Source organism: Xenorhabdus sp. XBWT (assembly GCF_059072735.1).
Window position 1 is genome coordinate 1 of record NZ_CM180990.1, and the last position, 13,831, is coordinate 13,831.

The window sequence follows — 13,831 nt, forward strand, 5'->3', positions numbered from 1 at the left end:
ATGCCTTGTGCCCAGTATAACGTATCTATTATTCCGGTTTCTTTTATTGGTCTCGTTTTAGGGGAGTTCGCCGTGTCACTTTCGCTTTGGCAGCAATGTCTTGCCCGATTGCAGGATGAGTTACCTGCCACAGAATTCAGTATGTGGATACGACCCCTTCAGGCAGAACTGAGTAATAACACTTTGGCTCTCTATGCCCCCAACCGCTTTGTACTGGATTGGGTAAGAGAGAAGTATATTAATAATATCAATTTGTTATTAAATGATTTCTGTGGTCCTGAAGTACCGTTGCTTCGTTTTGAAGTAGGGAATAAGCCTATTTCACCAAACCAGTCTCCATCTCAGAAAATCATTGCCGATATGCCAGTGGCTTCGGTGCCGTCCAATTCGTCTGTACGCCCAAGCTGGGACAATGCAAAAGCCCAGCCAGAGTTATCCTATCGTTCCAATGTTAATCCCAAACATACATTCGATAACTTTGTCGAAGGTAAATCCAACCAACTGGCCAGAGCCGCCGCCAGACAAGTAGCCGATAATCCGGGGGGCGCATACAATCCCCTGTTCCTTTATGGCGGAACAGGATTGGGTAAAACCCACCTTTTGCATGCTGTCGGCAATAGCATCATGGCACGCAAAGCCAATGCAAAAGTGGTTTACATGCATTCTGAACGTTTCGTTCAGGACATGGTCAAAGCATTGCAGAACAATGCGATAGAAGAGTTTAAACGTTATTATCGTTCCGTAGATGCCCTGCTTATCGATGATATTCAGTTTTTTGCAAATAAAGAACGATCTCAGGAAGAATTCTTTCACACGTTCAATGCCCTGCTGGAAGGTAATCAACAGATTATTCTGACATCAGACCGCTATCCGAAAGAGATCAATGGCGTCGAAGATCGGTTAAAATCCCGTTTTGGTTGGGGATTGACCGTTGCTATCGAACCACCGGAGCTGGAAACTCGCGTGGCTATTCTGATGAAAAAAGCTGACGAGAACCAAATTCAGTTACCGGGAGAAGTGGCTTTCTTTATTGCCAAACGCCTGCGATCCAACGTTCGTGAACTCGAAGGCGCTTTGAATCGGGTTATCGCCAATGCCAATTTTACTGGGCGGGCGATTACCATTGATTTTGTACGCGAAGCATTACGTGACTTATTAGCTCTACAGGAAAAGCTGGTAACTATTGATAATATCCAGAAAACTGTCGCTGAATATTACAAAATCAAGGTTGCAGATCTGCTTTCCAAGCGCCGTTCTCGCTCCGTTGCCCGTCCGAGACAAATGGCAATGGCGCTGGCAAAAGAGCTGACAAATCACAGCTTGCCTGAAATTGGGGATGCCTTTGGTGGACGTGACCATACAACTGTGCTTCACGCTTGTCGTAAAATCGAACAACTGCGAGAAGAAAGTCACGACATCAAAGAAGATTTTTCTAACTTAATCAGAACACTATCTTCCTAGCGCTATGAAATTTATCATTGAACGTGAGCAATTATTAAAACCTTTGCAACAGGTTAGCAGCCCCTTGGGAGGCCGCCCCACGCTGCCCATTTTAGGCAACTTATTATTGCAGGTAACAGAAGGTTCCCTGCTACTAACAGGTACCGACCTAGAAATGGAAATGATGGCTCGGGTTACACTTACCCAGCCACATGAACAGGGTGCAACCACTGTTCCCGCGCGTAAATTCTTTGATATCTGGCGCGGGCTGCCTGACGGCGCAGAAATCAGCGTGGAACTGGATGGCGATCGTATTCTCGTCCGTTCCGGGCGTAGCCGCTTTTCGCTCTCAACCCTGCCCGCGTCAGATTTTCCCAATCTTGACGACTGGCAGAGCGAGGTCGAATTTTCTCTGCCACAGGCCACACTGAAACGTCTGATTGAATCCACCCAATTTTCCATGGCGCATCAGGATGTCCGCTATTATTTGAACGGTATGTTGTTTGAAACCGAAGGGGAAGAACTGCGTACCGTTGCAACAGATGGTCACCGACTGGCAGTCTGCTCCATGAATATCGGACAAAATCTGCCATCCCATTCGGTGATCGTTCCCCGTAAAGGGGTCATTGAATTGATGCGTCTGCTGGATGGCGGTGATAATCCACTGCAATTGCAGATTGGCAGCAATAACATCCGGGCCCATGTCGGTGATTTTATCTTCACTTCAAAGCTGGTTGACGGCCGCTTTCCTGATTACCGTCGAGTACTGCCGAAAAATCCCGATAAAACGCTGGAAGCAAATTGTGACACGCTTAAACAAGCATTTTCACGGGCAGCTATTTTATCCAACGAAAAATTCCGTGGAGTTCGCATCTATTTAAGCGAAAACCAGCTCAGAATTACAGCCAACAACCCAGAGCAGGAAGAAGCTGAAGAAATAGTTGATGTCAGTTACCAAGGCACTGAAATGGAAATTGGCTTTAATGTCAGCTACGTACTGGATGTTCTGAACGCATTGAAATGCGAGCAGGTGAGTCTCCTGCTTACGGATGCAACATCCAGTGTGAAAATTGAGAATTCAGCCAGCCAGGCTGCGACTTATGTCGTGATGCCAATGCGTCTGTAACACGACTAACCCATACATATGATTCTCTCGCGTTTGCTGATCCGCGATTTTCGTAATATCGCTAATGCTGACTTACCACTGGCAACAGGTTTTAATTTTCTGGTTGGGCCAAACGGTAGCGGCAAAACAAGTATACTGGAAGCTATTTATACATTGGGCCATGGTCGGGCTTTTCGCAGCATTCAAGCAGGAAGAGTAATCCGCCATGATTGCGAGGAATTCATTCTTCATGGGCGACTTGATCAACAATATCATGAACGTTCCTTGTCGATAGGCTTAAGCAAAAACCGTCAAGGTGATAGCAAAGTCAGGATTGATGGCTGTGATGGGCATAAAATCGCGGAATTAGCGAAAATGTTACCGATGCAGCTTATCACGCCAGAAGGTTTTACCTTGTTAAATGGCGGCCCGAAATATCGTCGTGCCTTTATTGATTGGGGTTGCTTTCACAATGAACCGCGTTTTTTTACAGCTTGGGGTAACCTGAAAAGACTGCTCAAACAACGAAATGCGGCGTTGCGACAAGTCACTCGCTACAGTCAGATCCAACACTGGGATCGCGAACTTGCTCCGCTGGCGACAGAAGTAAGTCAATGGCGGGCTGAATACATTGCGGGAATTTCTGAGGATATCGAAAAAACCTGCAAACAATTTTTACCTGAATTCGCTCTGAGTATCAGCTTTCAACAAGGCTGGGACAAAGAGAGTGAATATGCAGAATTGCTCGCGCGGCAATTTGAGCGCGACAGAGCGCTAACCTACACCGCTTCCGGCCCCCATAAAGCCGATCTGCGGATCAGGGCGGACGGCACATCGGTAGAGGATATGCTTTCCCGGGGTCAGTTAAAATTACTGATGTGCGCGTTGAGGTTAGCGCAGGGTGAATATTTCACCCGACAGAGCGGGCAAAAATGCCTGTATCTGCTTGATGATTTTGCCTCGGAACTGGATGCCGGCCGTCGTCAGCTATTAGCCGAGCGTCTAAAATCTACGCAAGCCCAAGTGTTTGTCAGTGCAATCACTCCTAAGCAAGTTACAGACATGATTGATGTAAATAGCAGGATGTTTCGCGTAGAACATGGCAAAATAGAGGTTCAACCACAGGATTAAGATGAGCGAGAAACGTTGATGTCGAATACATATGACTCCTCAAGTATCAAGGTATTAAAAGGGCTGGATGCTGTCCGTAAACGTCCAGGCATGTATATCGGTGATACCGATGATGGTACTGGTCTGCACCACATGGTCTTCGAGGTTGTTGACAACGCTATCGACGAAGCCCTCGCAGGTCATTGTGACAAGATAGTTGTCACCATCCATGCAGATAATTCAGTATCTGTACAGGATGATGGCCGCGGTATTCCTACCGGCATACACGAAGAAGAAGGTGTTTCAGCAGCGGAAGTTATCATGACCGTGCTGCATGCGGGGGGTAAATTCGATGACAACTCCTATAAAGTTTCCGGCGGTCTGCATGGAGTGGGAGTTTCTGTTGTTAACGCCTTATCGGAAAAACTGGAACTGACTATCCGTCGTGACGGGAAAGTCCACGAACAGACTTATCATCATGGGGTTCCACAGTCTCCGCTGAACGTTGTCGGCGATACCGAACAGACGGGAACTACTGTCCGTTTCTGGCCAAGTATGGATACGTTCAAAATTAACATTGAGTTTGAATACGATATCCTGGCTAAGCGCCTGCGTGAATTATCATTCCTAAATTCCGGTGTTTCTATTCGTTTAGTCGACAAACGCACTAATGCAGAAGATCTTTTCCACTATAAAGGTGGTATCAAGGCGTTTGTTGAGTTCCTGAGCCGCAATAAAAACCCAATTCATCCAAATGTCTTCTATTTTTCAACAGAAAAAGATGGTATTGGTGTTGAAATTTCCATGCAATGGAATGATGGCTTCCAGGAAAATATTTACTGCTTTACCAACAACATTCCTCAGCGCGATGGAGGAACCCACTTAGTTGGTTTCCGTACTGCGATGACCCGTACCCTCAATAGCTACATGGATAAAGAGGGTTACAACAAAAAATCCAAAGTCAGCGCTACCGGTGATGATGCACGTGAAGGCCTGATTGCAGTTATCTCTGTTAAAGTGCCTGATCCTAAATTCTCTTCCCAGACCAAAGACAAACTGGTTTCTTCCGAAGTGAAAACCGCCGTCGAAACACTGATGAATGAGAAACTGGTAGAGTACCTGCTGGAAAACCCGAACGATGCCAAAACGGTTGTCGGCAAGATCATTGATGCGGCACGTGCCCGTGAAGCGGCGCGTAAAGCCCGTGAAATGACCCGTCGCAAAGGTGCACTGGATCTGGCAGGTTTGCCGGGTAAACTGGCTGACTGCCAAGAGCGTGATCCTGCTCTGTCCGAACTCTACTTGGTGGAGGGTGATTCTGCGGGCGGTTCAGCAAAACAAGGGCGTAACCGTAAAAGTCAGGCAATTCTGCCACTGAAAGGTAAGATCCTGAACGTTGAGAAAGCACGCTTTGACAAAATGCTCTCATCACAAGAAGTCGCAACCTTGATCACCGCTTTGGGCTGTGGAATTGGTCGTGATGAGTACAATCCGGACAAGCTGCGTTACCACAGCATCATCATCATGACCGACGCCGATGTTGATGGTTCTCACATACGCACTCTTTTGCTGACATTTTTCTATCGCCAGATGCCGGAAATCATTGAGCGTGGCTATGTTTATATCGCCCAGCCACCGCTGTACAAAGTGAAGAAAGGTAAACAAGAGCAATACATCAAAGATGATGATGCGATGGAAGCATACCAAATGTCCATCGCATTGGATGGTGCAGCACTGTATACCAATCCACATGCGCCGGGTCTGAAAGGTGAAGCACTGGAAAATCTGGTGACTGAGTTCAATACTACCCAGAAACTCATCCGTCGTATGGAACGCCTGTATCCATTGGCTCTGCTGAACAACCTGATTTACCATCCGAAACTGACCGAAGATACCCTGAACGATCAGGCAAAAGTGGAAGAATGGGTAAGCGCTCTCACTATTCGTTTGAATGACAACGAACAGCATGGCAGCACTTACAGCTACCAAATCCATGAAAACCGTGAGCGTCAGGTTTTTGAACCGATTCTGTGTATTCGTACCCATGGTGTTGATACCAACTACAGTCTGGATTTCGATTTCGTCCACGGTGGTGAATACCGCCGCATTACTAAACTGGGTGATTTGATCGGAAACTTGATTGAAGAAGGCGCATACATCGAACGCGGTGAACGTCGTCAGGCAATCAGTAGTTTTGAGCAGGCACTGGAATGGTTAACCAAAGAGTCACGTCGTGGTCTTTCCATCCAACGCTATAAAGGTCTGGGAGAAATGAACCCTGAACAGTTGTGGGAAACCACCATGAACCCAGAAACCCGCCGCATGATGCGTGTAACAGTAAAAGATGCAATTGCCACTGACCTGCTGTTCACAACCCTGATGGGGGATGCTGTTGAACCCCGCCGTGCATTTATTGAAGAGAATGCTCTGAAAGCGGCGAATATTGATATCTGATATTCATTTCATTAACCCAGATAACAACTGTTATCTGGGTTACTTATTCAATATGATATTAAGATTTAGGGCGAGTTAGCAGAACAAACAGGCCTAAAATAATATCGCCAATGACCCACATTGTCAGAATCATCGCTATTCCCAAACCTGAGCCAATCGCTCCCCCTATCTGTTCTGCTGTTGTTCCTGTGTTTACAGCTTCAGAGGCAACATTCATGCCACCGACCAACCAGAAGGCCATAATGACATTAAATAAAATAAATCCCCATTTGATGATTTTTCCAAAAAAACTTCTCTTTGGTTTTCTCAATTGAACACCACAACTTGGGCACTTCAGTGAATTATCGCTTACACTGTTAGAACATTCCGGGCAATTAATCAGTGCCATATTTCATCCTTATTCAATAGGTTTTACTGATAAAAATTTAAACAAAAGTTCAGGTTCTTTCATAGAACCATCAATCGTCAAGCTTGTCTCTTTGAGCGAATCTTCAGATGATGGAAAGAAAGAACCAGAAAACTCAATTTTCTGTCCAACTTTCAAAGGAAAAAGGCTTTTGTAAACAGACGTACCTTTTTCAATTAATGTATTATCCCCAAGATCGGAGAGTTCATTGTTCCAAGTTTTTACCGTAATATTAGGTGCAATTTGAACAGACAGAATTGCTTTTCCATCACTATTAGTATCCAGTTCTTGTATTTTGCCGATCCAAGAATTTACCGAATATCCTGAAAAGATCTCTGAAATCTGTTCTTTTCTTTCATCTCTGAGTGAAGATTTCTGTAATTCATTGTTTACCTGAACATACTGATCAAAAAACGATGAAACAACCAGAATAAACTGAGACTGGGATTCTGGTATTATTACAGCTTTTGGACGACTGCTTGTTTTGGGGGTACTGTCAGCTTTAACCAGTGATGGTGATGGTGATGATGGTGATGATGTCTTTTCATCATTGCTTCCAATGAAAATAAAAAGTAAAAAAATCGCCACCAAAACAACGATAAGTTTAATTAAACGATTTTTTTTCACTTTGCGTCCACAGCCCAGGCAAACTTTAGCTGATTTATTAACAGACTTCCCACAAGATGAACAAGCAGTAAAAAGACTTTCACTTTGCATATCTTCTCCAATAGATAATATTGCAATAAGTGATATGAAAAGAGTTAATCACTTTAAACGGATGACTTAAACTTGATCTGGTCAAGTCCCTTAAGAAATAAGAACCAAAATCATATATCAAAATCTATAATCCATCAAAAAATAAAATCATATTTATGGGAAAATGTTTTTAAATGTATTCCAATAATAAGCCATATTACAGAGTAATATATTATCTAATAGATTCAGAGTTGAACTCATGATTAAAAAACCTTAATTTATAATTAGATAGATAATTATATGGCAGAGGTGAGTGAACGAAGCCAACAAAGAGACAACTTGAAAGATAAAGGGCGTTGCTAAGAAAAATCAAATGAATTATTATTACTCAATATGAGCAAAATTCAACCGACACTTCTGTTTTATTTTAATTTCTTATACCCTTTTTTCAGTTCAGATATTAATTTTCAGTATTTTTCCACAAAGCTATATCACGAATGAAAAATTCATTCTTGCAGTAATTAGAATAATTAGCGTAAAAAATAAAAACCGCCAATAAATATTGCTTATTGGCGGGCTGTTTGGGTTTATTAAATTATTCCTACAGCAAAATACGCAGCATACGACGCAACGGTTCAGCCGCTCCCCACAACAACTGATCGCCAACAGTAAAGGCTGACAAATATTCCGGTCCCATATTCAGTTTACGCAAACGACCAACCGGCGTATTCAATGTGCCAGTCACCGCAGCCGGCGTTAATTCCCGCATCGTCAATTCACGATCATTCGGAATGACACGCACCCAATCATTATGGGAAGCCAGCAGCGTTTCAATTTCATGGATCGGGATATCTTTTTTCAATTTCAGGGTAAATGCCTGACTATGGCAGCGCAATGCTCCGATACGGACACACAAGCCATCAACCGGAATGACATTATTGCCCGTGTTCAGGATCTTGTTAGTCTCCACCTGACCTTTCCACTCTTCACGGCTCTGCCCATTTTCCAGTTGTTTATCAATCCATGGAATCAGGCTACCTGCCAGAGGAGCGCCAAACTGCTCCGTCGGCAATGCCCCACTGCGGGTTAAATCCGTTACACGTTTTTCAATATCCAGAATCGCAGAAGCAGGATCTTGTAACTTCTCTGCTACCTGATTATGCAGCATTCCCATTTGTACCAGCAGTTCCCGCATATGACGGGCACCGCCACCAGAAGCTGCCTGATAACTTGATACCGATGCCCATTCAACCAAGTCATTGGTAAACAATCCGCCCAATGACATAAGCATTAAACTCACCGTACAGTTACCACCAACAAACGTTTTAATGCCTTTATTCAGGCTGTTTTGAATGTGCTGATGGTTAACCGGATCGAGAATAATGACAGCATCATCATTCATACGCAGGGAAGAAGCAGCATCAATCCAATATCCCTGCCAACCCGCAGCTCTCAGTTTAGGATAAACTTCATTGGTATAATCCCCACCCTGACAGCTAATGATAATATCCAGCGCGCTCAATGCGTCGATATCAAAAGCATTCTGTAAGACGCCTGATTTTCCGGCGCTATTTATTGCAAACTGAGGTGCAGATAACCCGTGTTGGGACGTTGTAAAGAAAACCGGATTTATTTCGTCAAAATCCCGTTCTTCCATCATCCGCTGCATCAATACTGAGCCGACCATACCACGCCAGCCGACAAATCCTACGTTTTTCATCATGTTTACCCTGCCTTGAAAGATATTCGTCAGACACCACTGACAGCATTAAAACTGACAAAATATAGCAAAAGGTGCAAGTATATTTACGGACTATAGCACCAGCATTTCTGTATGGATGCGTTTGCCATTTTTAAACCATATTGATGTATGTCCTACCATATCAAAATTAGAATTATCTATCGCTCTCCCCGGATTTTTGGCTCTCAAAAAAGGTAGAGGCATAATAGGTTCCGTTGTTCCGACTTTTGAATAGGCTACTTTTGCTGCCATAAAGGCAGTCTGGGCTTTCCGCTTTATAGAAAATTCACCAAAAGAAATCTGATAAATATCAGCTGGTTTAAACACTTCCTCATTACGTCGAGTATCTTCATGATATCTGTAACTCAACGTATGTTCATCAAAATGATTATGACGTACATTAATAACTCCCAAATAACCAATGACAATACTATTTGGGCACAATTTAGAAAACTCTGATGCGAAAGATTGCTCAACGTTGTAGGGAATATCTGAACTATCTTTCTTGCTCTCTGCCGAATGACAGATAATCAGCCGAATATATCGAAATCTATTTATTTCTATTTCTTTAAATAACTTGTCATATAATTCATTGGATGTCATTTTTTCTATATTTTGATGCTCACCCGGAACAAATAAATATCCAATAAATTTTTTTTCATCATAATGTCCATGAGCACACACCGATAAACGCAGATGACCACGATAAGAATCTTCGAATGTATAAAACCCATAAAAAACTTTAATATTTCTCATAATAACCCTTCCTCGTATGCCATTATTTTCATACCCTATATATGGCTGTAATGGCCGATCAATCACTCATTTATTATTAGAATTAAATATCAAAAACAAACAAGCGAAAAAAATGAATCAATTGAGGATTGGATTATGAGCTGATCAGATAAATATCAATGGCATAGATATCTATGAGGGGAAAAAACCTACAGCAGGACTGTAGGCTTGTGATTAGCGTTTCTTTTTCTTAACCCTGAACCGCCTTAAAACGCGGATTAGATTTACAGATGACATACAACCGACCACGACGGCGAACGACTTTGCAATCAGGGTGACGTTGTTTTGCTGTTTTCAGTGAACTCAGTACCTGCATTAATGATATCCTTCATTATTTACTATTAAAAACGCGGCCAAACCTTTCTGGAAACGCGCCGTGCTGCCTTCTTATGACACACTTCTTTGTTTATCCATATAAAAAGGATGTATTCCCAGTTTCATAAGCCCCCAACACAAATGTAACAATATAACATAACAATATCTCAACTTTCTGTTGTTGACAACTATCTTTTGATAATTTTCATGACATGTATTTTAGCTATTGACTGATCCGCGCCATCCAAACTAAATAAAAAATAATACCAATCGTTAGTATTTAATTAACAAAATAAACAAATTACTTGGCAATTGATAAAATCATCCTATCCCTCACAAATTATTTCTTATTAGATTTTTCCACTTCCAAATCTTCCATTATGAGAAATTTAATTTATATTTATCGCTAATTTTAGCATTCATCATTTCATTCCGGCATAAACGCAAAAATCAAACATTGTAGAAAAAACCGTAGCGCAGGAAGAAGAACGTATCAAAGAAGTCCGCATGATCTCTGATGCTGACCGCCAGAAACAGATCACGATTATTCAGGCTCAGGCTAAAGCAGAACAAGAACTGGTTCGTCAGGTAAAACAAGCCGAAGAAGCCGCATTGGGTCTGGCTGAAGCCCGCATCCGTCAGGCTAAAGCCGAAGTTGAAGAAAAAGAAGGTTTGGTACAGGCGAATGTGATTGCAGAGAAATTGCTGGCGGAAGCTCGTGGCACACAAGAAAAAGGTCTGGCAGAAGCACGTGTTCTGGAAGCTCAGGCCAACGCAGCCGAGAAGCAAGGTCTTGCCGAAGCGAAAGTTCTGGAAGAGAAATTGGTAGCGCAAGCCCGTGGTGAAGGCCAGCTCGGTTCAGCACAAGCAGAAGTTATCCGTCAGCGTCTGAAAGCAGAAGCCGATGGTCTGACCGACAAATTCACCGCGATGGGCAATCTCAATGATACCGCTCGTAACCACGAAGAGTTCCGCATGCAGCTTGAGAAAAACTTCGAACAAGTGATGGCGTCTATTGCCGCCAACAAAGATATTGCCAAAGAACAAGCCGATGTTCTGGCTGCGGCACTCAGTAAAACTAACATTGATATCGTGGGTGGTGATGGCAGCTTCTTCAATACCTTCTCCAAAGCACTCAGCGTGGGCAAGGCCATTAATGGTGTAGTAGACAAAAGTCCTCTGGTAAAAGATGCCGTACAGAAATTGCTGTCAGGAAAAGGGGAAAAAGGGAACAGCGAAAAAGAAGGCGGGGAATCTAAACTGAATCTCGATTCACTCCTACAAAACCCGGAAGTGCAGTCTCTGGTCAATATGTTTGGTTCAAACAAAAAGAACCAGAACAAAAATAGTACCGAAGAGTAATAAGCAACGTTCATCCGTCACAGATAACTGTGGCGGGTTTCCCCTGCACTAAACCATACAAGGTGTACTCAAAGATATTCTAAATCATATGGCATGAGCTTCCAGAGTATCTGTACAGTGCCCAAAACCAGAATCAACGCCATTAAAATCAATCTTGAGCAAGGAAACGTGTACGCCATGTCAGATAAACCCTATTGGTCGATATCCCTTGAATCAGAGTCACCAGAAGTTTATCGCGCAGAGTACCTTGCTTATTCACTGATTTACGCTGCAAGCAAAGAGCATGATGGCCTGACACTCGAAGGGCTGAAATCCCTGCTGAGTAAGCCGGACATACTGGAAAAATCCGTCCGTGAATTTGCCTCTCCCCGCTATAAAGAAGGTTATGAAAAAGGTATTCACGACCATGATGCCGTCGTTATCCTGCGCAAATTAATTCCTGTAGGAGAAAGTGCCGATCTCTTGCGATATAATCCTCATGCCAGAGGAATTGCGGTGCTATTCTGGGAACACGTTCAACGGAAAGAACAACCTGCATTGTGGCCGGAGCGCGCCCGTACCTGCATCAATATTTATCAGCTTTTCCGCAATGATGCCGGTTTACTGGATCTACAGGCTGAAATCGAAGCAGAAATCCGCCTATTCCTTGAACGCCACCCCATCAAATGTGAACCTTACCAGCAGACCCAAGCTGCGGAATACCTGAGTTTGGCATTAAGCCGGACGGCTGAAGAATTCAGCTGCAGCAAATATGCCCGTACTTTATTGGAAGGGCTGCAATCTGAACTGGAAAAAGCCCATATGTGGCGGGATTTCAACCACTCACAGCAAAACCTCGGCCAGCGTTTCGCCCAGCGCTGGATGCTGGTGGAAAACTGTCTGAATGGTCTCTGCTCCCTGCCTGCATTTTCCCCGTTGAAAGGCTATATTTCAGAAGCCGTTGCGCTGGTTTTATTGGAAAAATCACTCAATGCCCGTTTTAGTGAAGTAGACCTGCACTTTACCGTCACTGATTTGATTGGCGAACATCCTTCTATCGTCAATCAATCACTGACCCTAAGCCTTGATGACTATTTCTGCCGGATGCGCAAACAGCGTAAAGTGTTTATTCCTGCCTATCATCGTTATCAGGAATTGCGCCAAAGTGTTCTAAGTCTACAACGCCAAACGTTACGGCTGCATGAGTTCAAGGCAAGGCCTCTCAGTTCGTTTATTCGCAACAAATTGATCAACGACGTTTATCTACCACTGATCGGCGATAACCTTGCGAAGCAGATAGGAGCTATTGGAGAAGGCAAACGTACAGATCTGATGGGGATGTTATTGATGATCTCCCCACCCGGTTACGGCAAAACAACATTGATGGAATATATTGCCAATCGCCTTGGGTTGATCTTTATGAAGATCAACGCCCCTGCGCTGGGGCATGATGTTTTGTCACTCGATCCGGCTCAAGCGCCAAACGCAACTGCCCGCCAAGAGCTGGAAAAACTGAATCTGGCACTGGAAATGGGCAATAATGTAATGCTGTATGTGGATGATATCCAGCACACCAATCCTGAATTCTTGCAAAAGTTTATTTCCCTGTGTGATGGTACTCGCCGTATTGAAGGGGTTTGGAAAGACCAGACTAAAACCTATGATATGCGGGGCAAAAAATTCTGCGTGGTAATGTCGGGTAACCCTTATACCGAATCCGGCGAACTATTCAAAATCCCGGATATGCTGGCAAACCGCGCTGATATCTATAACCTCGGCGAAGTATTGGGTGGTATGGAAGACGCTTTCACGCTGAGTTATATCGAAAACAGCTTGACCTCAAATCCGGTACTGGCTCCACTGGCATTACGTGATATGAACGATCTGTACCTGTTTATCGATAAAGCAATGGGTAAACCGTTCTCCAGCAGTGGCCTGAGTTATCCCTACAGTGAAGCTGAAATCACAGAAATCGTTTCGATCCTTGAGCGCCTACTGATGATGCGGGATACTGTGTTCAAGGTAAACCAGCAATACATAGCCAGCGCCGCGCAATCGGATAAATACCGGACAGAACCGCCATTCAAATTGCAGGGCAGCTACCGCAATATGAACAAACTCAGTGAAAAAGTTTCCTCAGTCATGAATGCCGCAGAAATACGTCGCATTATTGATAATCACTATTTAGGTGAGACCCAATTACTGACAAGTGGTGCCGAAGAAAACCTACTCAAGCTGGCAGAAATCCGCAGCACAATGACGCCAGAAGAGGCGCAACGCTGGCAACAAATTAAACATAATTTTATGCGAAATAAAGCACTGGGTGGCGATAATGCTGATGTGGGTGATCGCGTTGTTGCTCAACTTGCTGATTTAGTTGAAAGTGTTCAGGCGCTGGGAAGTTATTCGAAGCATTAAGTTTAGTTGT

10 protein-coding genes and 1 pseudogene are annotated in these 13,831 nt (G+C 43.7%); 6 read left to right on the forward strand and 5 right to left on the reverse strand.

Going from position 1 to position 13,831, the window contains the following annotated elements:
• Nucleotides 1–72: 72 nt before the first annotated feature.
• From dnaA to gyrB, 4 genes are read left to right on the forward strand one after another with little or no spacing between them, the layout of a single operon-like run.
• The gene (dnaA, locus tag AC5JQI_RS00005; protein WP_237386019.1) at nt 73–1,461 is read left to right on the forward strand and encodes a chromosomal replication initiator protein DnaA; all 1,389 of its coding nucleotides are present in this window, start codon (nt 73–75) and stop codon (nt 1,459–1,461) included.
• Nucleotides 1,462–1,465: 4 nt separating this feature from the next.
• Nucleotides 1,466–2,566, forward strand: a complete 1,101-nt coding sequence (dnaN, locus tag AC5JQI_RS00010) for a DNA polymerase III subunit beta (RefSeq protein ID WP_237386020.1) — start codon at nt 1,466–1,468, stop codon at nt 2,564–2,566.
• An 18-nt stretch (nt 2,567–2,584) separates the two neighbouring features.
• Nucleotides 2,585–3,676: a DNA replication/repair protein RecF gene (gene recF, locus AC5JQI_RS00015; RefSeq protein WP_237386021.1), complete on the forward strand. Its 1,092-nt coding sequence runs from the start codon at nt 2,585–2,587 to the stop codon at nt 3,674–3,676.
• An 18-nt stretch (nt 3,677–3,694) separates the two neighbouring features.
• Nucleotides 3,695–6,109, forward strand: coding sequence for a DNA topoisomerase (ATP-hydrolyzing) subunit B (gyrB, locus tag AC5JQI_RS00020; protein ID WP_493913291.1), 2,415 nt, complete (start codon nt 3,695–3,697; stop codon nt 6,107–6,109).
• A gap of 58 nt (nt 6,110–6,167) precedes the next feature.
• Here the strand turns inward: gyrB and AC5JQI_RS00025 are convergent, their stop codons facing one another.
• From AC5JQI_RS00025 to ykgO, 5 genes are all read right to left on the reverse strand, one after another.
• The gene (locus AC5JQI_RS00025) at nt 6,168–6,497 is read right to left on the reverse strand and encodes a hypothetical protein (RefSeq protein ID WP_045967664.1); all 330 of its coding nucleotides are present in this window, start codon (nt 6,495–6,497) and stop codon (nt 6,168–6,170) included.
• A 9-nt stretch (nt 6,498–6,506) separates the two neighbouring features.
• Nucleotides 6,507–7,232 (reverse strand): hypothetical protein, encoded by a 726-nt coding sequence (locus AC5JQI_RS00030; protein WP_493913292.1) that lies wholly within the window; start codon nt 7,230–7,232, stop codon nt 6,507–6,509.
• A 580-nt stretch (nt 7,233–7,812) separates the two neighbouring features.
• The gene (gene asd / locus AC5JQI_RS00035; RefSeq protein ID WP_493914736.1) at nt 7,813–8,931 is read right to left on the reverse strand and encodes an aspartate-semialdehyde dehydrogenase; all 1,119 of its coding nucleotides are present in this window, start codon (nt 8,929–8,931) and stop codon (nt 7,813–7,815) included.
• Nucleotides 8,932–9,024: 93 nt separating this feature from the next.
• Entirely contained in the window at nt 9,025–9,708 is a 684-nt protein-coding gene (locus tag AC5JQI_RS00040; RefSeq protein WP_493913293.1) for a hypothetical protein, read from the reverse strand.
• A 229-nt stretch (nt 9,709–9,937) separates the two neighbouring features.
• Nucleotides 9,938–10,063 carry a type B 50S ribosomal protein L36 gene (ykgO, locus tag AC5JQI_RS00045; RefSeq protein WP_323853535.1) on the reverse strand — a complete coding sequence of 42 codons (126 nt, stop codon included), beginning with the start codon at nt 10,061–10,063 and terminating at the stop codon, nt 9,938–9,940.
• Nucleotides 10,064–10,569: 506 nt separating this feature from the next.
• Here ykgO and AC5JQI_RS00050 point away from each other — a divergent pair.
• Together AC5JQI_RS00050 and AC5JQI_RS00055 are read left to right on the forward strand one after the other, a co-directional pair.
• On the forward strand, nt 10,570–11,424 hold the full coding sequence (locus tag AC5JQI_RS00050; protein WP_493913294.1) for a flotillin family protein: 855 nt from the start codon (nt 10,570–10,572) through the stop codon (nt 11,422–11,424).
• Nucleotides 11,425–11,610: 186 nt separating this feature from the next.
• Nucleotides 11,611–13,821: pseudogene (locus tag AC5JQI_RS00055) on the forward strand (AAA family ATPase); the annotation flags it as partial.
• Nucleotides 13,822–13,831 lie beyond the last annotated feature (10 nt).